Genomic DNA, 23,471 nt, shown 5'->3' with positions numbered 1-23,471 from the left:
ACGCGGGTGGTCCGTTCATTTCGAGATCGTCGAGGTGGCGGCGCCAAGGGGTACGTTCCGGGCCAGTGTGCTGACGAGTGGGTGCTGTGCCGTCATGGCCTGGAGGTCGTCAATCCGGTTGTCGAGACGTGGCGGGTGGCTTCGGTGAGGACGGACAGGATGCGGGGGAAGATGGGATACCCGCGCAGCCAGATGGCATCGGGAGCGGCTGGCTGCCGTGGACGCTGGCGTCCGGCGGGCTGTGGTTGGTGCGACCACAGCCCGTGTATTCGATCAGCTTTGATGCGAGCCGTTCGCTGCTCATGGTGGTTCGGTCGACCTCGACGAACGCCTTGAGCTTGGTGCGCTGGTCGTCGCTGATAAGGGTGTAGTGCATCACCGCGTCGGTGATGAGTTTGTCGCCGTCGCTGAGTGGATGCGCGACCTCGGGTGTCCAGTCGAGGTGTCCGTGTTCGTCGCCGTGTCTGCGGGCGTCGGTGACGAATGCGAGGTGGGTGCGGATCACGGTCAGGGTGTGCGGAGTTTTGAGCGAGGCGGCCGTGGCCGAGGCGATCGGATGGGGCGGGCGGCCTCGGAGTTCGGGAAAGTCCCTGACCAGCCGGGCGCCTTCGCCGGTCAGGGACCAGGCGCGGGTCCGGTGGGACCGCGGCAGCACCGCATAGCCAACCGAACCTCGGGGCGTAGTTTGCTCAGCGGCGCGGAGACGGTCTGGCGCTCCGTGTCGGGCCGCAGCAGGTTGTGGAGTTGACCGGTCGTCACCACCGGGTCTGTGTCACCGCGGCCAGGAGCTGATGCGGCAGCGGCTCGGCGGGACTTGGGGTGTGTCCCGTCGTGGTCCGGGTCTTCGGGCCGGTAGCGGTCACGGGCGGGCCCTCCTCCGTGCGGCGGGTGGCGAAGTGCTCGGTGTCATTGGTATCCGTGCTTCTGCCGTCGTGCGGCTGGCGGGGTGGTGGGGGTGTGCTGGGCCAGGAAGGCGTTCACACGGTCGAGTTGGTCGGCGGCACGGGTGGTGAGCTGGCCCAGCGGCGCGGTGGCGGCCATGGCCTGGGCGGAGTGTTCCAGCGCTGCCGCGTGGCGGGGACGGGCGTAGTCGGCGAAGATCTCGTCGAGGTGGGGGCCGGTGATCCGGAAGGGTCCGACACGACGGCCGTGGACCGTCAGCGACAGGTAGTGCTCGTACCGGTCCAGGGTGGCGACGATGTCCGGGCCGGGGCGCTCTCCCCATTCCGCGGTGATGGGTGCGATGGCGGGCTGTGAGCCGGCTGTGGACGCCAGGGTGGAGGCGTTCTGGAGGAGGGAGAGCCGTACCGGGATGGGTAGGCGGGCCAGCAGCTGGGTCATGCCGTGGACGTGGACCTTGTACTTGCGGAAGTCCTCGAACATCGAGGCGATCGTCTCCGGGGCGGCCCCGGTCAGGGTGATGAGTTCGTCGAAGTACGGGCGGAACGGCACCCGCTGGGATGGTGGGGTGTCGCGGCGGGAGCGCACGGCCCGTAGCAGGTCGCGGGCGAGTAGCGCGGTGATGAGCCGGTCGGTGGGTCCGTTGCCGCCCGGGCACACCCACACGATCATCCGGGTGTCCATGGCCGAGCGGATGTTGTAGACACCGGCGCCCTGGCCGAGGAAGGCGCGGGTGACGGGGTTGGCGGCGAGGCGGGTGATCGGGTTGAGGACGACGGCGAAGGCGTCGAGGGGCAGTGTCGGGAACACGGTCTGCCACCAGGAGCGGGTCTCGTCGTCGAGACTTCCTTCCACCCCGGTGAGCGCCGCGGTGCGGAAGGCCGGGTCGGTGAGCAGGGCCCGCAGGTGGAAGATGGTGGCCTGGTCCTCGGGCCGCCCGGCCCGGCACGCGGTGTCGTTGACCGCCACCAGCACCGCCAGGGCGGCGGTGAGGATGGTCAGCGCGCGGGGTGCGCTGGCATCGTCCCAGCCGAGCGCGGACGCGAACGCGTCGGCGGTGGCCTCGACGACCTCGTGCGCCACCTGGCCCTGGTGCATGGCGAGCGGATTCCATGAACTGACCTGCGGGGCGGGTCCGTTGGCGTTGAGGTCGATGAGCGCGGTCCGACGCATCAGCGGGTCGTGGGCGAGGAAGGGCAGGGCGCGGGGCCAGGAGTCGCGGTGCGGGTCGACGAACATCATCCCTCCGCCGGCATGGGCCCAGCCGATCGCTTGCGCGAGGGCGCGTTCGGTCTTGCCGCCGCCCGCCTTTCCCACCCCCACCTCGAACAGCGTCTCTTCGGCGTAGCTGGCGACCAGGCGACGGCGGCCGTCCGGTGCCTGGTAGATGCCCTGCAGCAGCAACTCCGGGTTCCCCCACTCGAAGGTCGGCAGGTCACCGGCGAGCAGCGGCAGCCGGCAGTGCACGGTGGGCGGCTTGAGCAGGCCGGTGAGTTCGTGCAGGCGTACCCAGTTGGGGCGGGGCGGCTGGCAGTGCCCCAGATTCCAGCGGCGCTCGAAGCCGTGCCGGCTGGGCCAGCGGTCCGCCCCGAACCGCCAGGGGCCCACGCGCCACCCGCGCATCGCCCACCGTGAGCCGCCGCCGAACACGTCGAAGGCAGCCTGCAGTTGCGCGATCCGGGCCTCGGCCCGTCCTTCGGTGTTCGACGCGCACATCACGAGCAGTTGGACGCGCACCAGGTGGTCGTCGTCGGCGAGTTTGCCCAGCGCCTCCTCGGGGTCCACCCGGTGGGGGAGGGGTGGCATGACCAGGCGGCGCCCGCCCCCGCCCTCGCGGCTGCTGACCAGCTGTTGCAGGTGCCAGGCCAGGGAGTCCTCGATTCCGTGGGCGTCGTGGCGCACCCATCGGGCGGCCCGCTGTGTCTCGCGCCGTTCCTTGCGGCGGGCGTCCGTCATCAGCTGCAGACGGCGCGCCCGCAGCGCCCACTTGGGGGCGCGCTGGATGTCGAGCCGTATCTCGGCCAGGTCGCCGAGTTCGGTCCGCAGGTCGGAGACGGCGTCGATCAGTGGCTGTAGCGGGTCCGGGTCGAGGGGAACGTCACGCAGTGGGGCGGTGGGTTTGCCGCGCAGGATGAACTCGGCCCGCACCGTATGCTCTCGCGGCTTGTCGGCGATCGGCCGGGCCCGCTGGACGGTGACGGCAGATCCGAACGGGGTGATCGACAGCAAGCGTTCGCCGCCGGCGGGGCCTTCGATGCGGTAGCGCAGCGGGCTGGAGCCGTCCGCGCGCAGCCGGATCTGTACGGCCTTCGCCCTGCGGGGCGTCCACCAGGGCATGGCTGTGGAGGCGCGGGCGAGCTGGACGCCGCGCCGGAAGATCTCCTCCAGGCCTGGGTCGAAATGGCGGGTGGGGGTGAGCTCCAGGGCCATCCGCTCGGCCGAGGCGCGCGCGGCGAGACGGCGCACCACCACCTCGCCCGTACCCCAGCACACGGCGATGGCCAGGGCGAACACATACCAGTGGCCGTAGAGCCAGCCGGCGGCGTCGACCAGGTCGGTGAGCAGGCCAAGTGCCTGACCGGCTGCCGTCTCATCGGCCTGGTCGATCAGATACGGGGCTGCGGAGTCCACGTGGACACTCCCTTCGTCGAAGTGCGGGTGAAGAACAGATCGGTGATGCGCCGGTCGGTGTAGGTGCCGCCGCGATCCGCGCCCGCCCACACCAGGTGCACCACCGCCTTGGTGGAGCTGCCGTCGCGGCGGGCGACGGCAGCCTGGATGCGGAAGCGGGAAGTTTGGAACGCCTGTGCGACCGCCTGATTCGGGTCGCCAAAGTGCGCTGGCCACTTGGTACGTCCGATCGCGGTGGCGTCCGCCCGCAGCAGCCCACGTCCCGCCGCGAGGAGCGTGTGCTCGTCGGCGGCGGACAGGTCGGAAGGCCAGGCGTCTTCCAGTGACTTCTGGATCGCCGCATCGCCGCCTATGCCCTCGCCGTGCGGCGGCAACGGGGACGCGATGACCGGCCCCGCCGTCGAGGCGGAGGCCGTGGCTGGCGCGGCGGGCGCCCCGGTCTGCGGAGGACGGCTGCGGGGAGGGGTTGCCGAGGGAACCGACGTGGCGTCAGTCTCGCGCGGCGCGGCCGTTGTAGCGGGTGTGCTTGGCGCAGGAGGCTTCGTCAGCAGGATGAGCCCGGCCACGACCAGGACCACGGTGGTGGTCAGCAGCAGGTGCGGCGAGCGCACAGGGGAGGGGGTCATAGCAGCCGGGCCCCTCCCGCGTATCCCGGCATCGCGTTGACCGCGTCCAGGCGGACCACGGTGCCCGGACGGGCGGCATCGACCATCCGTCCGCCGCCGAGGTAGATCCCCACGTGATAGATCGTCGCGTCGTGGCCGGGGGCGTCGGCATAGAAGATGAGATCGCCGGGCTTGAGCGCGCCGGTGCCGAGGCTCGCGGGGATCCGCTGGCCGACCCCGGCCTGGGCGGCCGCCGTGCGCGGGAGCTGGATGCCGGCCTTGGCGTAGGCGTACAGGGTCAGGCCTGAGCAGTCGAAGCCCTTGATGGTCGTGCCGCTTTTGCCGCTGGGGGAGCAGCAGATGCCGTACGAGGCGCCGTCCGTATTTCCGCCGCCCCACGAGTACGGGACACCGCGCTGGGAGAGTGCTGCCTCGATGACGGTACGGACCTTCCCGGACACGTTCATCAGGTCCGGGTCCTTGGCGGCTGCCGTGTACTGGTCGATCCACCCGAGCACGTTGGCCATGTACTCGGTGGAGTGGTTGTACTGCAGGACCGCGGCCTTGAGCTGGGCACGCTGGGCCAGGTCACGGCCGCCTCCGCACAGGTAGATCGCGGCGCCGAGGGCGGCGTCGTCGGCGTTATGCGGGTCGGCCGTCTTGTCGCCGTTGGCGTCCTCGCCGACGCCTTCCCAGGTGGAGGGCAGGAACTGGAAGGGGCCGACAGCGCGCTCGCCGCTCGCGGTGCCGTCCCAACGGCCGCCGTCGGTGTCCGGGACCACGGTGGTGTTGCCGCCGGCCCCGGAACCGTTGAGGAGCACCCCGTAGATCCTCGGGCGGATGTCGCCGTTGTCGGCGATGCTGCGGCCCGCAGCGTGGTTGGACTCGGCCTTGGCGATCCCGGCGAGGACCGGCCAGCGCATGCCCTGGCACTTCGGCACATGCTTCCCGATCTGCTGGACGGCCTTCTTGTAGGCGGTCAGCATCCGGGGCGGGATGTCTGCGACGCTGCCGCCCTCGGCGATCCCTCCGTCATCCTGCGCACCCGTCCTCAGTGCGACGTACGCGCTGATCGCGTTCCCGACCGGTGCGGCACAGCACACGGCGGCGAACAGCAACAGCACCACCACACCCACCCACCGCGCCATCCGGCGCCGGGCCGGCCTCACTCGCTTTCACCGTCCTCCTGCCGCCGGGCCCGCTCCTGGCGCAGGCGTTCGGCGTCGGCCGCGGTGCGCCGCATCAGCTCCTGGAACCGGGCTCGCGCGGCGTCACGGGTGCTGCTGCTCGCGCCGCCGCCTCCGGGAAAGATCGGCCTGGACCTGTCCGGCGCCGGGCCGCCCGCTCGCCCGGCCGTGCCCCCACCCCCTCCGCGCTGTGGCGGGGACGTCGGTGGGGTGCCCGGCCGACGGCTGGCCGGGGTCCGAGGCGAGGGCGCGCTGGACTGCGGGGACGGCGGACTCGAACGGCCCGGGGACCCGGCTGGCCGCGGAGCCGGTGACGGTGGCGGAAGGGTCGGCAGGCGGCGGCTGACGAAGGGGCCCGTCCCGCCGCTGTCGTCCGAACGTTCCCGGACGGTCTGGGACACATGCCGTCCGGTGTCGCCCCAGGCGCGGGCGTCCTCGCGGATGGTGTTGCCCCACACCCGCGCCTGCTGGCGGGCGTCTTCGGAGTAGCGCGAGCCTCCCGACCGGGCACGCTGGACGTTGGCTGGCAGCCCGACTGTTGTCCCGTATGCGGCTCGCCCGCCCCGATTGAGGATGCGGTAGCCGCGGAAGCGGACCAGCCGGTTGTGTGCGCGCGTCGACAGCAGGGTGCGGTCGGTGTTCTGGTCGTGCAGCACCTGACCCGTCCGGCGGTCGACGACCTGGCCGTCCTCGTTGCGGTAGCGGTCGGGCGGGCCTCCGGGCCGGCGCGGCCCCCCGCCGCCGGAACCACCGCCTGGGCCGTCCGCCGGGCCACCTGTGTCCGGGTCGCCGTCGGCGGTGGGCTTGCGCCACTTGGCCAGCTGCTCCCTGTCCGGGCGCCGGCCGATCAGAAGCCAGTGCGCGCCCTTCCCGCCGAGCCGCACTCCCAGTCCGCCCACGGCCGCGGCCGCAGTGAGCGGGGCGAGACCGCGTCCGGCTTCGGCGGTGGCGTCGGCGAGGATCCCGCCGGTGTCCACCGGCATGCCCGCGCCGTCGACCAGGGAGGCGAGCGCGCCCATCAGCCGCTGTCGGGTACCGAGCATCCCGTACCGGCCGCCACCTCCGCCCATGAAGGCACGCAGCCCGCCGCCGTAACCGCCCATCGCGGCGGGGGAGTTCATGGCGAGCGCGGCGCCGAGTTCGGAGGTGTCGCCGGGCAGGTGGGTGCCGCCGACCTTCGCGTACCGCATGCGCATGGCCATGCGCCGCCCGAAGGAGGTGATTCCGGTGAGCAGGCGGCGGTGCCCGGCCGCGCTGGCGATGGCGAGGACGTCGATCAGGAGGATCCGTTCGACCATCAGGTCGGGTCCGTTGGTGATGGTGGCGTCCACGGCGATGCCGAAGAACGGCACGAACGCGCACACGCCGACCATGGAGAGGATGGCGATGCCCCAGATCGACAGCCACTTCCACACCGATTGGCGTGCCGGGCCGGGCAGCATACCGGCGATGAGGGTGACCCCGCCGACGGCCGCGGCCGCTACGCAGATGCCCTGGGTGCCGAGCAGCACGATCGCGCTGGACAGGAGCATGCCGCAGATGAACAGGGCGGCGACCAGCAGCAGGGCGGCGCCTCCGACACGCCACCAGGTGGGCTTCTCGGCGTAGTCGGCGCAGGCTTTACCGACGGCGTCGGCCTTCTTCATGTCCTGGAGGAAAGCGTAGAACTCGCGGTCCTCATCGGTGACGATCGCGTTGGAGGCGTCCAGCAGTGCACCGCCGGGGGTGAGTTCCGGCAGGGTGGGGCTGCCGTCATTGCCGGGTACACCGCCGCCTTGTTCGAGCTCGCACACCTGCTTCGCCTGGCCGACAAGAAGGTCGCAGGCCTCGCTGTGTTCCCCGGTCCCCTTGTTCCCGCCGACTTTGTACCCGCCGGTGATCCATTTCAGATGGACGGCGTACGCCTTGCGGTCGGAGGCCTTGGCCGGGTCGAGGATGCGCCCGTACTCCAGCAGCATGAACGGCTTCACGATCAGCGCGTTGGAGATGCTGTCCTGCAGCGGGCGGGCCAAATCCGTCGAATCGACGGGGGCCTGGCCCTCCCGTTCCAGGCACTGGAGTTCGGCGTTGCCAGCCAGGTCGGCGCATGGGTCCAGGCTGGCGAGCTTGCCGCCCCAGTCGTAGGAGTTGACGCTCTCCTGGGCGACTTCGGCAGCCACCTGCTGGGTCTGCCCTAGCGGACCGCCCTGCGTGAGTAGGTAGTCGGGGCGGACGAAGCTGGACGCGGCGAACGCCGCGATCAGCAGCGTCAGGAAGATCTCACCGAGACCGCGGCCGACCCGGCCGCGCACAATCATGAAGGCGGCGAAGACGAAGGCCCAGGCCAGCAGCAACCCTCTGAGCCCGAGGGTGTCGACGACCACGTTGTTGTAGGAGTCGGCGACCTTCTGGGCCGGTCGGATGAGGATCTCCAACAGCGGGAACCGGAAGGCGACCTCGACTGCCCAGCCCGCCAAACCGACCAGCAGCCGGATGACAGTGAACAGACCGGACAGGGCGAGGGCCAGCGACTGCGTCTTGAAACTGACGATGGAACCGCCCTCGGCGTTCAGCTCGTATCCGTTGATCGGCACGCCCTCGGAGGAGGTGATGTTCAGCGGTGCCAGGAGGTCACCGGTCTCGGTATTGCCGCTCGCCGCGTACACGACCTGGCTGTTCACCAGGACGAACACCCCGGTGAGCAGGACGACGAAGCCGGCCGAGCAGAGCGTGCCGCGGTCCGGGCGCCACATTCAGCGCCGCCCGTGTCCGGCAGTACCCCGGCGCCGCCACACGACGACGCCGGCGGCCAGTCCTGCAGCGGGCGGAACGACCATCCATACCGCGCTGGCCCTGTCATCGAGAGTCCCGGCTGCTGAGGGCGTGGCGGAGGCGGTGTCGCGCTCGCAGTACTTCGTGCCCGGGCCCACGACCAGATTGCACGGATCCTGGCGCGCGGAGCCGGCGTGAGCGTCGACGGAGAAGGCTTGTCCGGTGCGTGGCCACCACGACTCCGGGACACCCGCCCCCGCCACCAGGGTGAACAGGGCGGCCGGGAGAGCGATCACCACCAGGGCGCTCGCGACGACGGCGATGCGTCGGCGGTGGGATGAGGAGAAAGAAGACGTGGTCATGAGACGTGTTCCTTCGGACGGGTCTCCGCGCTCTTGCCGGGGAGCGGCTCAGGCACGGAAGGGGAGGCCGTGCTCGTGCGGCGTCCGGGTGTGGTGGTGATGGACGTGGCGATGCGTGGGATGCGGGGGATGCAGACCTTGATGCGGCCGGTGTTCTGCCGCGGGCAGGCCAGCAGGAACTCGCCCTCCCGGCCCTTGCGGCCGACGGGGGACAGGCCGGTGGTCACCAGCCGCAGCAGGGCAGGGTCGTTGGGGTCGAGCCCGACGAACTCGAGGCCGCGGCGGGCGCGTTCATGGTCGGCGGTACGGGCGAGCGCCCGGTATGCCATCAGGCCGCGGTCGGGGCCGAGTTCTTCGGCGTCGTGGGATCCGGCGATGAGGCCGGCGCCGTGTTTGCGGCCGTCGTGGAGGATTTCGTGGACCAGCGCGGTGCCCTCGGCCGATGAGGTGAGCCAGTACAGCTCGTCCGCGACCACAGCGGTGAACCGCTCGGGGTCCTCGAACGCGGTCTGCCGGGCGATCGCCGCGATCAGGTAGAGGACGGCGCGCCCGATCAGGGCCTCTAGCGGCTGCTGGTGCAGGACCTCCGGATTGCCGAACGCCGCCTTGGGCGGCAGCTTCAGACCCACGGTCGTGATCACGATCATGTCGGAGGTGCTGGAGGCGTCCAGCCGTACCGGGGGCAGGGTGGGGTCGAACACCATAGCGGCGAGAGGGTTGGTGGCGACGACGCGGATGAGACCGGCGAGGGTGGCGGCCGCGTCTTGCCGCTTGCCCACCTCGGTCGTGGCCATCTCCTCCAGGACGTCCAGCACGCGGCGCATGGACGGCTGCTCGTTGGCGGCGGCCTTCTCGACCGCGTGGTGAAGGACCTCGCCGTTGGTGCTCATCGGGCCGATGCCGAGCTGAAGGGTCAGGTAGGACAGGGCGTAGTGGCGGCCTTCGGGGCCGTTGACCATGCGCAGCGGGTCGATGGACACTTCGGCGCGGGCGGCGTCGATGATCTGTACGCGGCCCTTGGCTGCGGTGCGGGCGAAGGTGGCCCACTCGCGTACGGGGGTGCGGTCGATGCAGATCGCGCAGCCGCCGCGCGCCCACACTGCCTCGGCGATCAGCTTCTGCAGGACGCTCTTGCCCGCGCCCAGGTCGCCGACGATGCCCATTGAGGCGGACGCGTCCTGCTTGGGTGCGTCCGCGACGTTGATCATGACGGGGCGGGTGGTGCCGCAGTCCAGGTCGATGCCGAGGAACATCCCGTTCGGGTCTCCGACCTCCGCAGTGGTGAAGGCTCCGCCCAGCGCCCAGTCCTCGCTGACCTGGTGCTGGGTGAACTCCCGGACAGCCCCGGGCCGTACGGTGCCGGGCAGGCCCAGGGTGAACAGCGCTTCCTGTAGGCCGGCTGGGCGCACGGCCCGGTAGTCGGCGCCAGCGAGCAGTGAGGCGAGGGCCCGGGCGCGGGCGTCGCAGATTGCGGCGGTCGGCCCCCACACCGTCAGCACGGTGACGGACTGCACCTCGACCTCGACCGAGGTCCGCGACAGGCGGGCGTCCAGCTCGCCCAGGTCACGGGCCGCCTCGGACAGTGAGGCGGGCATGCCGGTGGGGCGGGCGTCGTATTGGTCGGCCTGGTCGATTAACTCGTTCTTTTTGCGCCGCACTTGGTCGCGGGCCTTTTCCGCGGGCACCAGCGTGAGGTCGACGGTGTAGTCGACGGGAAAGTCGAGGGTCTCCAGCTGGGCGAACAGATCGGCGGCGTCCTGGTGGATGGAGGGCGGGCATTCTGCCAGTGCCAGCTGCGCCTGGTAGCCGGTGCCGGCGTCGGACTCGATCTGTAGCCAGCGCCGTCCGATCGGTGAGCCGGTGTTCAGCCGCCACCAGGCCGTGCGGCCTGACCGCGTGATCCGGCCCGCACTCTTGAGCTCGCTGACATCGTCGAGGACGGGATCGATGCCGCCTTCCTGTAGGCGGACCTGTCCGAGATCGGCGTAGCTGGGCGAGCGCAACACACCGTCCCGCAGGTGCCCGCTGTACAGGTCGCTGGTTTCGGCTTCCGTCAGCAGCGGCTCGGCAAGGCCGCGGTGGAGGGCGTGCTGGATCATCCATACGATCTCCGCCGGGCGGGCCGGGCGGAAGGCGATCCCGCCGGCGAGCGAGGCCTCCACCCGGGAGGCTTGCTCACGGTAGGCGGTCACCTCGCGCCGGGCCACGGGTGCCGGGCGCATGCCCAGCATCGGAGACAGCTCCGCCCAGGCGGCGCCGAGGGAGGCGGACATCTGCAGACCGGCCTGTTCGGTCTGCAGCGGGATGGCCAGCCACAGGGTGCGGCGGTGCATCTCCTGGCTGTCCAGCAGATCCAGGGTCGCCTCGAGGTTCTCCACCCATGGGTGCGGGCCGTCATCCGGTGTCGTGCCGGCCGGCTCGATGCCTTCGATCATGCGCAGGGCGATCTCGCCGGGATCGACCTGCGCGCACAGTCCGAACAGCCGCGGCGCTCCGGACAGCGACCGCACCAGATGTGTGATCTTTGCGAGTTGTTCGTCCCGGACCGGGGCGGGCACGTAGGTGCCCTGGACGGTCTCCTCTAACTGTCCTCGGGCGTCCGGGTCCGGGTGGAGACGGTAGAGGGCCCACACGCTGCCCTGCGTCGACCACGCCAGGTGCCCGGCGATGTGACGGATCGGAACCCTCACCGCGCACCCCCGCCCTGCCGCGTACTCCTGCCCTGCTCGGCGAGCGCGAGCAACTGCTGCACACCCGGCCCCGGCCCCACCGCCGCCGCAGGAGCAGCCGGCTTCGTGCGGCGGCGCGTGGACGGGCGGACCGCGGCCGGGCGAGGGACGCGCGCCGGACCGGTGCGCCGCTGAGCGGCACGGGACGGCGGAGCCGCCAGTTCGGAGCCGGGCGTGTCCTCGATGGTGAAGCTGCCGAGGAGCAAGTGGGGGGCTCGGTCGCGGGCGGCCCGTCCGCCGATCCGCCCGCCGCGGGGCTGCCATCCCAACAGCACCCAGCCCAGTGCCGCCTGCATCGGGGCACGGCCCCGGACCTTGGGGCGGCGGACCGCCCAGATCGCCAGCAGCCAGGCAGCGATCGGGAGCGGCCCCGTCCACGACCACCAGCTGATGGTCTTGACGAGAAGGAAGCCGCCGCCGATGGCGACCGCGATCTGCGCAGGTGTGTATGGGCCGAGGGGGATCTTCCAGTCCGCGACCTTCCCCAGTACCCAGGGATGGCGGCGGGCGGAGGTGTAGAAACGGCTCGTTCGCGCGGGGGTGTTGGCGGCGCTCACAGCCGGCCCCCGGCACCGGCGGAGTGTTCACGGGTGGCCGGGGGCTCACCCGGCACTATGCCGGGGACAGCGGGCGTGCCTTGGGTGGGGTTGTTGACCTCGTCGGTGAACATGTCGGCCAGTTCCTCGCGGGAGTTGTACAGCCCCAGCGCGATGATCATCAGCAGCAAGGCGCCGATTCCTGCCTTCAGCGAGAACGCTCGGATCATGGTGATGACGACGAGGACGAGCAGTCCGGCGGTCAGGCCTTTGGTGGCCCAGTCCTGGAACATGGTGATCCAGTTGTCGCCGAGGTCGTCCAACTGCCCAGCGAGTATCAGGCTGTTGACGGTGTTCACCGGGCGCCCCCGGTCCGGGCGGTGCCGGACTCAAGCGCTGAAAGTTCCCACCGGCCTGAGCGGGCCGTGAACGTCAGCTCGTAGGCCAGCGGCCACCGCCCCGTGCTGTCCTGGGCCTCTACCTCGGCCATCACCCGCACCCGGGTCCCGTCCGAAGGGACAGCTTCGGGAGCCGCCTGCTGGTCGGCGGCGAGTAGCTGCTCGACCGTGACCGTCTCGTAGGGGGCGGGGGAGATGGGCGACAGCTTCACCCCGGGAGCGAGGTAGCGGCCGACTTCCCCGGCGCCCGCCAGATATGCGGCGAGGAACTCCCCGGTGGCGGACGACAGATCGCCGCCGTTCGGGACGGTCATCGTGTACGGCGACTGCTCCTGTGCAGCGCGTGCCGGGCCCGCCACCGCCGAGGGGGCACCGGTCACGGTGAACGAGGCGCCGCCCGGGTCGGTGACGACCGGTACCGCGAAGTAGCGCACCGAGCCGTCGGCGTACTGCGTAGCCAGCGTCACCGACCACGACGTGCCGGTCCGTTGCGCACTGCGTACCGCCACGACCGACTCCGGCCGGGGCTGCGCACCCGACGCCTCGGGAAGATCAACGCTCGGTCCCATCGACTGCGCAAGCTGGGCCTGCGCACTGCTCTCACCGGCCGCGTGGCTGTGCAGCCACGCGTTGAGGAACACGGTGGCGTATCCGGCCGGGCTGGAGGCCGCGGCCGTTTTCACGGTGGCCGGTTTGGCCGTGGGGGCAGCCGGGACCACGGTCGAGGGCGAGGCCACGGCGATGGCGAGCGCGATGGGGCCGGCGGCCACCGCGGCCCACGCGCCCATGCGGCCCAGGTGGACGCGGCGCCGTATCTGCTGCAGCCGGGCGTCTGTGGCCGTCGGGGGAGCGGCCTGTTCCTCCCGTGACTGCTTGGCACGAGACATTCCGAACTCCCGGGTCAGAGCGGGTTGTTGCTTGTGACCCGAGACAATCGGTCGCTCCCGACCCGACCACCGACCACGAAGGCCCGACCACGATCACGAAAGGGACACAAACCCGTGGTCGGGGCTATGGTCGCCCCGACCATGACCCCGGCCACGATATTTCGCACCCCGGCGGAGTCCCGCTCCGATGCGCCACAGCACGCGGTGATCGGGGCGGCTGGAGCCGATGTGCAAAGTGTGGTGAAGCCCTCGGGCGAGCAGTCCCCCGGACTCCCGCGCCGGGGGAGTGCGCAGCGGCGGGCGGATGCGCAGCAGGCTCCCGAGAACCTCGGGCGAGGGCTGCGCACTCACATGCGCACGTCGATTGCGCACGATCCGGACCCGGTGCGCAGCGCGTGCGCAACGGCCCGTACCCGGCTGCGCAGTCGGTGGTGCGCACCGATTGCGCAGCCCGAGCCGGCCGCCGTTTCCATCCGGGCCGCGGGGGGCACAGACGGCAGCCGGACCGTCGAAGCGGGCAGCCTCAATCCGTGCCGGAATCTCCGACGCCTCCGTCAACCCTCCCGATGACCGCCGCCATCCGGGCGTGGAGAACCGCCATCTGACGCACCCGCGCTGAACAGCCGGCATCCTCCGACTTCGAACGCCCTGCGCCTCACGCGTCGGACGCGGCCGGTGCATGGTTGGGTCCGACCATGCCCCCGGCCATGGCGGCCCAGCACGCGTGTTGCTGGATCGTGATCGGTGGTCGGGGCTGGTGGCTGCCGTGCTGGTCGGCGCCGTCGGGTGTGCTGCCTGCATGGATCTCACGCACGTCTCCTCAGCCGTAGGCGCCAGGCCTCTCGCTTGCGTGGGCGGCGTGGGCTGCCCTGGCTGCCGCGCAGACAGCGGCGGACTCACGGACACGCGATGACCGGAGCACGGATCCGCGGTGGCCCGATGGCTGGCGATCAGTTCACCCAGATCGCCAACGCCTTCTTCCGAGACAGCCGCCTCACCTACAAGGCGAAAGGAATCTTCGGATACATCAGCACCCACCGCGACGGCTGGCACGTAACCGTCGCCGGGCTCGTCCGCTCTGGGCCCGACGGACGGGACGCGGTCCGTGCCGGGCTGAAAGAACTGGAGACCCACGGCTACCTGATCCGCGAACGCCTCCGGCGTACGGACGGCACCCTCGGCGAGATCGTCTACTCCATCACCGACCACTCCGCCTTCGTCGATGCCCTCATGGCGGACGCCGCCGCAGCACTCCACGCGCCCTCGGCACCTGGCGACGGCCGGGGCGATTACGGCATGGGCATCCGCCGTGGCGTGATGGCCGGTGACCAGTTCACGCAGATCGCCAACGGCCTGTTCCGCGACAACCGCATGTCCTTCAAGTCGAAGGGTCTGTTCGGACTGATCAGCACCCATCGCGAGGGCTGGCACATGACGGTCGCGGACCTGACCAGGCGGGCGCGCGAGGGCGTCGACGCGGTGACGACCGGGCTGGAGGAACTCGAGTCCTACGGCTTCCTGCAGCGGGACCGCGACCGTCATCCCGACGGCACCCTCGGCTCGGCCACGTACTTCATCACCGACCTGCCTGCCCTGCAAAACACCACGTCACAACCAGAGTCGGGAAATCCAGGACTGGATAACCCTACGTTGGCTGACCGCCCGACAAAGAACACCATCAGTAAGAAGACCAACAAGCAGAAGACCAGTTCCCTCCCTCCGTGCGCCGACGGCGAGCGCACGAGCGGCCGTCCGGCTGCGCCTGGGCAGCGGACGGCCGCGCCGACGCCGCAGGACCTGGATCCGGGTACCCGGCTGCTGCTGTCGATCGGGTCGGCCCATCCCGAACTGCTGCTGCAGGAGAAGGCCTTGTACGACCAGGGCCGGATCATGACCGCGATGCTGGAGGCCGGCTGGAACTCCGAGCAGCTGCGCCACGTCATCACCAGTCGCCCGCTGCCGGGCAGTATTCGGACCTCTGTCGACGCGATCGTCGCCGCCCGGCTGCGCTCCGCGCAGAGCTACCCGCCTCCCGCCACCGTGGCAGATCCCTTCGACATGCCCGCTGGGGACGACCCGCCGCCGCGATGGGCCCACTCCGCCGCAGCCGCTCGCACGGTCGGCGAGGCCCTGTCCTACCGGGCCCTCGTCGAGTGCGCCGGCTGCGGTGTTCCCGGCACCGCTCCCGGTGAGGACCTGTGCCCGGCCTGTCTCGGCTGGCCGCTGTGCCGTACCTGCCCCGGTCCCACGCCCCGGCGCGCCCGCCCCGGCGGCGACGGCCGCTGCACGACCTGCTCCTCCGCCCTGACCGACCACCAGTTGGAAGGAAGCACCCGATGACGGACTCGTTCCGTACACCGCTCCCGGCCGCGCCGCGTCTGCGGCCCTTCGCCCATGACCCGGCCCGCTGGGACAGGGAACGCTCCCGCGCCCTGCACGCCGAGCAGATCGCGCACGAGACCGGAGCCCCCATCGAGGCCGGCGAACCGTACCTGGTGCATGAGCGCACCGAGTGGGGCTGGATTGCCTGGACAGTCCCCGACGACGGCGGTACGCCCGAGCAACCGCACCGGATCGGGATTCTCCCGCCCTCCGCGACTCGGGCCGACCGCCTTGCGATGCGATGGCTCGCCCGGCGTCAGGCTGGCCGTTTCGCCCTGCACACCCGGATTCCCGGCTCGCTGAGCTACTGCGCCACCGTGGTGGCCGTCATCGCCTGCATCGCCGCCTTCCACGCGATCGCCCACGGCGTACCCCTCGGTATCGCTGTGCCCGCAGGGCTGCTGGCCCCGCTGCTCGCCGACCGGCTGCCCGGCTGGCTCGATGCTCGTGCCGGGCGGCGGGTGCGGATGGCCGAAGGGGTGCCCGCCACCGGGTACCTGCAGCGCCTCGCCGCCTGGCACACCTGTCTCCTTCGGGCTGCCGCCGGCAGCGACCGTCACGAGCTGCGCCGCTCGGCCGAGGCCGGTCGCAACCTGTTGTGGGACGCCGCCGGTCTGCTGCGGACCCAGGACACCCGCACGGTGTCGGGCGACCTCATCGCCCGCGAGCGGCTGATGCTCCAGCTCGCCCACGAGGCCGCCCGGATCATCGAGTGCTCGGCTTCCGAGGACGGTGCAGACGACGCGGTTCAGACTCGCGTACCGCGGGGGCCGATGGGCTCGTACCCGCCACGTCCCCAGCCGATGATGTCACCGGCGTCGCACCCTGCCCCCGGCACATCGCTCGTGAGGGGGAACCTTCCTGTGCCCGGGCTCATACCTCGTCCGGTTGTCCGTAATCCGGATGTGTACCTGATTTTCGCTCATGAGGCGTACTACCCCGGCCCCGGAGCCGAGGAGATCAACACCACTGTCGTGGCTGCGGATTCGCTGCTTCACTCGCGGGTGTGCCAGCCCGACGGCGCCCGGATCCACGACCTCCTCACCTACGGACGGGAGCCGGGTGAGATCGTTCCGCTGGCCACTCTCACCCATGAGCTGCGCGGGGGAGCCGACTGGCCGGCTGTCGGTGACGGGGAGCGTGTCACCACCGACCTGCTGGACCTTGTGCGCCTTGGGTACTGCGATGCTCTCAGTCTTGGCCTGTCCGGGGTCGCGCGCGCCCTCGTGTGTGCCGGTCCGTACATCCGGGTGCGCGTCTACGACGCTGCAGCCCGGGACTTCATCGACTACGGTCCCGCCGAGCGTGCCACCGTGCTGGCCGAGGTCGACGCGGCCCTCGCCGATCTCGTCGCCGAACAGGGATTCTGGCCCGGCGACGGCCTGCTCGCACCGATCGCCCGACCCTCCTGAACGGTCGGCGACCGAGATGATGACGGGCTTCCGGGCAACCGGCCCCGCGGACGCCGCAGTCTTTCGTGGACTGCCGCGCCCTTCCCCCAACCGCATCCCGTTGCAGGCCAGCGCGGTGGGACGTACTCCGCGTCCGGATAGTGTGCCGTCCATGACGGGTACGCAGCGCACCGAATCCAAGCCAGCCGTCCAACGGGCCACCGACGCGGACGGCGTACGTCTGCCGCGACTGCGTTTGAAGGACGTGGTGGTGCGAGGCGCGGTCCAGGGGATCGCCGCTGTCGCCTTGCTCTGCGCGGGTACACCGTTCGTCGCCGGTCATCGTGACCGTGAGACGTTCCTCGCCGTGGTGGGAGGGTGCTCCATGGTGTGTGCGGGGGTGGGGATCGTGGTCGGGGCTTTCTTCTGGACGGCCTGTGCGGGTGACCTGAGGCGTTGGCGTGACTGGCGCACGATCACCGGCCAGACCGGCGGCGTCATGATCATGGCTCCGGTACTCGTACGGGCGGGCGTCCTCGCCCTGGTGCTCTTCCCCGGTGCCCTCGGGCTTTATCACCTGGTGGACAACGCCGCCTACGGCAGCTGGCTGTACGGGAGTTGAGCCAGAATCCCAAGGCGCCCCGGGCAACTGGACGTCGGCGACCACCACCGCGAAGGCCAGGCGCTGGACAACCTCGGCCTCGCCCTGCGGCAGATGCGGCGGTTCGAGGAAGCCATCAACGCCCACACTCAGGCCGCCACCGTCTTCCGTGAGCTCGGCGACCACCACCGCGAAGGTCAGGCGCTGACAGCCTGGGCCGTTGCGCACAACGAACGCTGGCTGAGGCGGAGCTGAGCGACCTTCGACCGACTGGCGTTGCCCTTGCCGGTCTCGTCCGCTGAGGTCGACTTGTGCGGGTGATCTCCGGCGCTGGCGTGACTGGCGCATGATCACCGGCCAGACGGGCGGCGTGATGATCATGGCTCCGGTGCTCGTACGGGCGGGCGTCCCGCTCCCGCAGTTACCTACATAGCCAGCCGCGCTTCACCGGGGGCTCGACAAGCTACTGGATGCTCCGGCGGTGCGGATGCTCGGGCTCGTTGGGACAGGCGAAGATGTTGAGTTCACCCCAGCGGCCCACAGTGACCTCCGTGGGTGTGGCGCAAGGGTGAGTGGGCTGGTTCTGGTCCTCCAGCGGCTTCCAGCTGCCGCTGCCGCCGTCCCATTCTGAGCTGTCGATGGTCAGCAGCAGGTGCATTGGTGTCGTGCAGGTCAGGCAGTCCATGGGATAGGGGTCTGTCGCGTGCCAGGAGGCGAAGCCGCCCACGCGCCAGCCGGGCGGGATGGACAGGTCGTACTGGTAGCCGTGCGGCTCTGTCGTGCCTTCGTCCGCCGACTGTTCGGCTTCCTCTTCAAGGGTTTCCTCCCAGGCGTCGATCCGGGCGCACAGTTCCTCGGGCAGCAGGCCGGCGAACGGGTAGGTGACCACCTGCTCCGGGTGCAGCACACAGGGCTCGGGTACGAAGCCGTCGGACTCGACGACCAGCGGCTGCGGCGGCGCGATCAGCACCTCGCCGACCTCCCACGACCGCCGCCAGCGCAGGTGCAGCTCCAGGTCATACCGGCCCGGGCCGTGCGCGTTGAAGGGACACCAGAACACTTGCAGCAGATCGCAGTCGCCCGGCCCCGCCGGCAGGTCGGGCACATCCCGCCGGTACAGCTGCGCGAGGCCGATCATCGGCAGTGGGTCGGTCTCGGACACTCCGGGGATCCGGTGGTTCCGGCGCAGCTCACCCAGGAGCTCCCGTTCCTCGTCTGTCGGGCCGGCGGCTTGCTCGCGGGCCCACGCGGAAGCCAGAACCTGCCGATAGCGGTGGATGTCGGCCGGGCGTTGACCACGCCCACGGCCGTGGGCCTCGCCGCACACCGGCCACGGCTCGTCCTTCGGCCACAGCATGGGTCCGCCCACAGAACTGACCGAATGGTCCGGTCTGCCCGGCCGCGGATGGAGCCGAGTTGTCGTCCCCCGAAAGGCCACCAGTTCCGGGAAGAGCGCCTCGACATCGAGAAGGCGCGGGGGTGTGGTCCTCGTCATGGACGCGACCTTAGACGCCTGACAGCCCAGGTCACCGAACACCCCCGGCAGATACACCCCAGCACTGGCGCTGTCAGAACCCGTTCGAGTCCTGGTCGTCGGCTGGCAGCACGCTGCGCTCGCGGGCGGCGGCGATGGCGATCCGGCGCCACTTCTTGGGGCTCCGCCGCGGTTGCCCTTGTCCTTCTGGAGGGTCTCTGGCTCCGGTAGTTCGGGGATTTGCCCTTGGTAGAGGGTGCTGGAGAAGGATGCTGCTGTAGTCGGACAGGCTCGCGGCTTCGGCCGTGCCGAGCAGCTCGTTGGGGTCCCCGTCGACGGGGACCGAGGGCAGTGCGGCGGTGGGGCGGAAGACGGTGTCGGCCCTTGCCGGGGCGGCTGGTGACCCAGGCGGCGATCGTGCCGTGGCACTACATCGGGTTGTCGGCGTCCTCATCGGGCTCGGGGGAGTACCCGGGTCTGTCGGGGGTGCAGGTGCCGATGGCGGAGGTACGTGTAGCCCAGGAGCTTGGCCGCTTCCCGCGTGATCACCTGCGCGTCCTGGTCGGCGCAGCTGTCACAGGTCGGTCCATGGGTGGGGTTCGCCCCCGGTCAGCGGCGTCCATACCGACCCGGATGGGCCGTGTTCCTCGATGTCCTCCAGAACGGCGGCTCCCAGCTGGACTTCGCGGGCGAGGGCTGCGACGAGCGGGTGCTGAGAGACCATCGCCTGCAGATCGCTGATCCGGCTGCCCAGCCGGGCTGGGGAGGCGCCGGTGAGCACGAAGAGCACCCGGGGGAAGACCGGGTACCAGCGCAGCCACGCCGGGCCGGTGGAGACGGGTCGGCGGCGGCCGACGGGCTGGGCTTCGTACTGGAAGAGCCGGGCGTATTCGATCAGTTTCACGGCCAGGCGCTCGCTGCTCATGGTGGTGCGGTCGATCTCCACGAACGCGCGCAGCTTCCGCCGGTGTTCGCCGTCGACGACGGTGTAGTGCATGACCGCGTCGGCCACAAGCCGTTCCCCCTCACCCAGGGGATGAGATACCTCAGGGGTCCAGTCCCACGGGCCGTGCTCGTGCCCGAGACGCTGGGCGTCTGCGGCAAAGGCCAGGTGGGCGCGCACGACGGTGAGCGTGTGCGGTGTCTTCAGCGAGGCGGCTGTTGCGGAGTTGATCGGATACGGAGGGCGGCCCCGCAGTGCTGGGAAGTCCCGTGTCAGGCGGGCACCCTCGCCGGTGAGGTACCAGGCGCGGGTGCGGCTGGACTGGGGCAGCACCGTGTAGTCGACGAGACCCTTCTGCCGCAGCTTGTTCAGCGGGGTGGAGACGGTCTGGCGGGCGACGTCCGGCCGAAGCAGAACGTGGAGTTGGCTGGTGGTAGCCATCCGGTGCTGGGCGAGCGCGGACAGAAGCTGATGGGGCAGCGGCTCGGCGGGCCTGGGAGTGTACGACGCAGCGGTCCCGGCAGAGGTAGCGGTCACTCGTATCCCTCTCTCGGCGAGAGACATGGACGAACTCCCAGGTCAGAACGGACTGTTACTGACCTTGAGGAAACCCGCTGCCCCCGACCCGACCACCGACCACGACGCCCCAACCACGGTCACGATGGGGACACAAAGGCCGTGGTCGGCCCTGTAATCGGCCCGACCACGGCCTGGACGCCGCTGCGCGGTGCGCCCTTGACAGCGCTGGTCAGTTGACCTGTCCGGGGGGTGAGCGAAAGGGCGTCGAAGAGAGCGATGGCCGGCCCGGGATCCGGGGATCCCGGTGGGAGGTTGACAGCCTCCCCCGGCCATCGGCCGACACACCCGGCCCGCCGGGGTCACACGAAGGGAACCCACAGCCGGGTGCCGTACATCGTCAGGATAGCGACCGCGTGGCGCTAGCTGTGTTCTTGTTTGTCAGTCCGTCTGCAGGGTGCCGCGGGCCTCATCGATCGTCTTCTTCCACGCGACGGCGCTGCCGTGGCCGGGATGGGACTCGGCCAGGACCTCGATGGTGACCGCGCCCGGGTCGGCGGCCGTGCGCAGGGCATGCATGGCGGCCTCCATGCGGCGCTCGGCGAGTTCGGAACTGGTGGGGACCTGCTGGCGGGCATGTGCGAGAGCGACGACCCGCCGGCGCTTGTAGCGGTTGCTGGTCAGTCCCCGGTCGTTGCGGAGGACGTCGTCCGGCCTGGCGAGCTCGGGCAGGATGCCGCGGGAGATGGCCCGGTTGAGCTCCAGGTGGCTGCTGTAGCCGAGCATCGGCGCGGCCTGCTTGGTGTCGAGCAACTCCTCGGGGTCTCCGTCCTCGGCCGGAGCGGCCGGCTGCGTGCGGGATTTGCTCTGGGTGTTGCCCGGGCCGGGGCGCTGGTCGATCCAGTCGGCGACGGTGCCCAGGTACCAGGAGCGGCGAAGACGGCCGCCGTCGGTGGTCTCCGCGACATCGGGCTCGGGGAAATACCCGGGCCGGTCCGCGAGCCAGCCGAGCAGGGTCACGGTCCGCTTGTGGCCGAGCACCTTGGCCACCTCTGATGTCGACATCAACCGGTCGCGGGGGCCGGTGAGCAGGCTGTGGCGGACGGAGGACTGCGGCGCCTTTGCCGCGCGGTAGGCCGTCAGGAAGGCGCCGATGGTGCCGCGCTTCCACCGGCGGCGCCGGCCCTCGATCGCGTCCGGCTCCGGGCATCCGGTGGTGGTGCGGTCCCGGTACAGCTCGCTCAGGCGCGAGGGGCTGAGGCCGAACTCGTCGTGGATCTGCTTGGAGTCCAGGAGCTCGTTCTCGTCGGTGCCGGTCATCGTCTTCCTCCAGGAAGGCGTGGTGAGGGGCAAAGGGCCGCGCGAGCTGGATGCGCGGAGGGCGGGGAGGTCGCCGCCGCCGGCAGCGGTGGGTGTCTGTATCTGGCGGATGCTGTCGGCCTGCATGATGGTGACCTCCTTTCGGATGCGATCTCGGTGGGCCGCTGTGAACTGCGCCGGCGCCGATAGTTCGATACTAGATATAGATTGCTGTGGTTGGCAAGCTGCGGATCCGAGATTTTCTCCCTCTGGGAGTGTGGAACGCGGGTGTGGGTGCTGCCCGCCCCGCCAGACACCTGCGATCCGAGCAGATCGTACGAGGTCAGGACAGGTGTACTGGGCGGGTGGTGGGTAGAACGAGCCAGTACGGCTTCTCCGGGGGAAGTAGTACAGGGCGGTGAGACCCTCAGGTCGCCGGCGGCTCGGGGTCGGGACCTTTGGGATACGGCCTTCGAGCAGGAAGGCCGAGCTTGATCTGCTCTCGCTCGCGGCGAGTGTGGCCGAGCCGGAACACATAGCGGTGTTCTGTAGACATACGCTGTGTTGCCTCATGTCGTGTTGCGGCTGAGGGAGCGAAGTGGCTTACGAGTGGCGGCTGTTCTGGGTTGGTGGTGGCGGGGCGCCTGCTGCCGACTGGCCGGTGGCTGGGTGGGAAGACCTGCAGGCGCGCGAGCGCGCGCTGGGGCTGCGTGAGCAGCAGCCGATCCTGGTCTCGCCGGAGGGGCGGGTCGATCCCCGGCTGAGCGAGTGCTTCCGGCGGTCGGCGTTCTCGGCGAAGGCGCAGGGCACGCAGCTCACCTACGCGCCGATCTACCGGTTGTTCTTCACTTTCCTGTGGCAGCGCGGGCTGGACTGGGACGAGGCGTCGGAGGATGACGTAGAGGACTGGGAGGCGTGGCGCCGGCGGGGAGCGGAGAACCCGGCGCCGGTCGGCGGCGGGACCTGGGCGAAGGAACTGGCTGCGCTGAAGCTGCTGTACGACATCGCGGCCGGGCACGGCTTTGTGCCGGCGAACCCGGTGACGCTGCCCGTGCCGTCGGACGTGAAGACCTCGGATGTGAAGTGGCTGTCGCCTCGGGCCTTTCGGCTGTGGCGCAGCGTCGGGCTCGGCGGGATGCTGCCGAGCGGGCTGGAGGATGAGGCATGGCGTGGCCGGTGCTCCGGCAGGGACACGGCTTTCGCTGACCTGCTGTACTCCAGCGGGCTGCGGCGCCGCGAGGGTGGCACCCTGCTGACCTGTGAACTCCCCGCCCTGGGGTACCGGAACTACTACGCGGGCAAGGTCGGCCAGGCCGTTGCCAAGCGGGCCGGCTACACCTTCTACGTCGGCCATCCGGCGCTCCAGCGGATCGAGGGCTACCGGATGAGCACGCGGGCCCTGGCGGTGGCCCGCGCCCGGGCGCGGGGCGTCTACGACCGGTTGCCGGGTCTGCGGATCGTCCGCGAGGTCACCCGGGCGGGACGGGTGTACTGGACGAGCCGGGACGGTGGGTCGGGCCAGAGCGCGCTGGGGCGGCTGACGGCCCCCGAGCGGACGCGGCTGTTCGTCGACGGCGAGGACGGTCTGGAGCCGGCGATGCTGTGGCTGACGGAGAGCGGTCTGCCGATGGAGTATGCGAGCTGGACGAAGGTTTTCGAGCGGGCGAACGAGCGCTGCGCGGACGCGGGGCTTGAGGTCTTCGCGACCCCGAAGATGCTCCGGCACTCCATGGCCCTGCGGATGCTGATCGCGCTGCACAACGCGCTGGACCGTCGGCTCGGGCTGGCTTTGTAGGTGAGTCTTGAGGCCAGTTGTGGGTGGGTTCTGACTCCAGTGATGTCGGTGGGCAGTTGATGTCGGTGAGTTCTGACTCCACTT

The 23,471-nt window shown here is 70.6% G+C and carries 19 protein-coding genes; 5 read left to right on the top strand and 14 right to left on the bottom strand.

Annotated elements, in window-relative coordinates; genetic code table 11:
• Positions 1–109: 109 nt before the first annotated feature.
• From ACWDR4_RS37105 to ACWDR4_RS37055, 11 genes are all read right to left on the bottom strand, one after another.
• Positions 110–655, bottom strand: coding sequence for a replication-relaxation family protein (locus ACWDR4_RS37105; RefSeq protein WP_450415033.1), 546 nt, complete (start codon positions 653–655; stop codon positions 110–112).
• Positions 656–906: 251 nt separating this feature from the next.
• Positions 907–3,531 (bottom strand): ATP/GTP-binding protein, encoded by a 2,625-nt coding sequence (locus ACWDR4_RS37100; protein ID WP_450415031.1) that lies wholly within the window; start codon positions 3,529–3,531, stop codon positions 907–909.
• Entirely contained in the window at positions 3,507–4,157 is a 651-nt protein-coding gene (locus ACWDR4_RS37095; protein WP_450415029.1) for a hypothetical protein, read from the bottom strand. Before ACWDR4_RS37095 ends, ACWDR4_RS37100 begins: the two co-directional genes overlap by 25 nt.
• Complete coding sequence (locus ACWDR4_RS37090; RefSeq protein ID WP_450415028.1) at positions 4,154–5,305, bottom strand: C40 family peptidase; 1,152 nt, start codon at positions 5,303–5,305, stop codon at positions 4,154–4,156. Before ACWDR4_RS37090 ends, ACWDR4_RS37095 begins: the two co-directional genes overlap by 4 nt.
• The gene (locus tag ACWDR4_RS37085) at positions 5,302–8,055 is read right to left on the bottom strand and encodes a hypothetical protein (RefSeq protein WP_450415026.1); all 2,754 of its coding nucleotides are present in this window, start codon (positions 8,053–8,055) and stop codon (positions 5,302–5,304) included. Before ACWDR4_RS37085 ends, ACWDR4_RS37090 begins: the two co-directional genes overlap by 4 nt.
• Positions 8,056–8,436 carry a hypothetical protein gene (locus tag ACWDR4_RS37080; protein WP_450415024.1) on the bottom strand — a complete coding sequence of 127 codons (381 nt, stop codon included), beginning with the start codon at positions 8,434–8,436 and terminating at the stop codon, positions 8,056–8,058.
• A complete protein-coding gene (locus tag ACWDR4_RS37075; protein WP_450415022.1) occupies positions 8,433–11,126 on the bottom strand; it encodes an ATP-binding protein in 2,694 nt (897 codons plus the stop codon). The genes ACWDR4_RS37080 and ACWDR4_RS37075 overlap by 4 nt, the downstream gene beginning before the upstream one ends.
• Positions 11,123–11,722, bottom strand: coding sequence for a hypothetical protein (locus ACWDR4_RS37070; protein WP_450415021.1), 600 nt, complete (start codon positions 11,720–11,722; stop codon positions 11,123–11,125). The genes ACWDR4_RS37075 and ACWDR4_RS37070 overlap by 4 nt, the downstream gene beginning before the upstream one ends.
• Positions 11,719–12,060 carry a hypothetical protein gene (locus ACWDR4_RS37065; protein ID WP_450415019.1) on the bottom strand — a complete coding sequence of 114 codons (342 nt, stop codon included), beginning with the start codon at positions 12,058–12,060 and terminating at the stop codon, positions 11,719–11,721. The genes ACWDR4_RS37070 and ACWDR4_RS37065 overlap by 4 nt, the downstream gene beginning before the upstream one ends.
• On the bottom strand, positions 12,057–12,986 hold the full coding sequence (locus ACWDR4_RS37060) for a conjugal transfer protein (protein WP_450415017.1): 930 nt from the start codon (positions 12,984–12,986) through the stop codon (positions 12,057–12,059). Before ACWDR4_RS37060 ends, ACWDR4_RS37065 begins: the two co-directional genes overlap by 4 nt.
• A gap of 655 nt (positions 12,987–13,641) precedes the next feature.
• Positions 13,642–13,800, bottom strand: a complete 159-nt coding sequence (locus ACWDR4_RS37055) for a hypothetical protein (RefSeq protein ID WP_450415015.1) — start codon at positions 13,798–13,800, stop codon at positions 13,642–13,644.
• A 125-nt stretch (positions 13,801–13,925) separates the two neighbouring features.
• Between ACWDR4_RS37055 and ACWDR4_RS37050 the strand changes: the two genes are divergently transcribed.
• From ACWDR4_RS37050 to ACWDR4_RS37035, 4 genes are all read left to right on the top strand, one after another.
• Positions 13,926–15,326 carry a hypothetical protein gene (locus ACWDR4_RS37050; protein ID WP_450415013.1) on the top strand — a complete coding sequence of 467 codons (1,401 nt, stop codon included), beginning with the start codon at positions 13,926–13,928 and terminating at the stop codon, positions 15,324–15,326.
• The gene (locus tag ACWDR4_RS37045) at positions 15,323–16,780 is read left to right on the top strand and encodes a hypothetical protein (protein WP_450415011.1); all 1,458 of its coding nucleotides are present in this window, start codon (positions 15,323–15,325) and stop codon (positions 16,778–16,780) included. The genes ACWDR4_RS37050 and ACWDR4_RS37045 overlap by 4 nt, the downstream gene beginning before the upstream one ends.
• Before the next feature lie 151 nt (positions 16,781–16,931).
• Positions 16,932–17,381, top strand: a complete 450-nt coding sequence (locus tag ACWDR4_RS37040; RefSeq protein ID WP_450415009.1) for a DUF6336 family protein — start codon at positions 16,932–16,934, stop codon at positions 17,379–17,381.
• Between the two features lie 277 nt (positions 17,382–17,658).
• Positions 17,659–17,793 carry a DUF6336 family protein gene (locus ACWDR4_RS37035; RefSeq protein ID WP_450415112.1) on the top strand — a complete coding sequence of 45 codons (135 nt, stop codon included), beginning with the start codon at positions 17,659–17,661 and terminating at the stop codon, positions 17,791–17,793.
• Between the two features lie 30 nt (positions 17,794–17,823).
• Here ACWDR4_RS37035 and ACWDR4_RS37030 read toward each other — a convergent pair whose 3' ends face one another.
• The 3 genes from ACWDR4_RS37030 to ACWDR4_RS37020 all read right to left on the bottom strand — a co-directional run bounded on the left by ACWDR4_RS37030 (position 17,824) and on the right by ACWDR4_RS37020 (position 21,739).
• Complete coding sequence (locus ACWDR4_RS37030) at positions 17,824–18,855, bottom strand: hypothetical protein (protein WP_450415007.1); 1,032 nt, start codon at positions 18,853–18,855, stop codon at positions 17,824–17,826.
• 553 nt (positions 18,856–19,408) lie between these two features.
• Complete coding sequence (locus ACWDR4_RS37025) at positions 19,409–20,242, bottom strand: replication-relaxation family protein (RefSeq protein WP_450415110.1); 834 nt, start codon at positions 20,240–20,242, stop codon at positions 19,409–19,411.
• A gap of 492 nt (positions 20,243–20,734) precedes the next feature.
• Positions 20,735–21,739, bottom strand: coding sequence for a hypothetical protein (locus tag ACWDR4_RS37020; RefSeq protein WP_450415005.1), 1,005 nt, complete (start codon positions 21,737–21,739; stop codon positions 20,735–20,737).
• Positions 21,740–22,190: 451 nt separating this feature from the next.
• Here ACWDR4_RS37020 and ACWDR4_RS37015 point away from each other — a divergent pair, with 451 nt between their 5' ends.
• Positions 22,191–23,387, top strand: coding sequence for a site-specific integrase (locus ACWDR4_RS37015; protein ID WP_450415003.1), 1,197 nt, complete (start codon positions 22,191–22,193; stop codon positions 23,385–23,387).
• The last annotated feature ends 84 nt before the right edge of the window (positions 23,388–23,471 follow it).

Source organism: Streptomyces sp. NPDC000878 (assembly GCF_053599695.1).
Note: the sequence above shows the minus strand (reverse complement) of the source record. Positions and strands in the feature narration are given on the sequence as shown.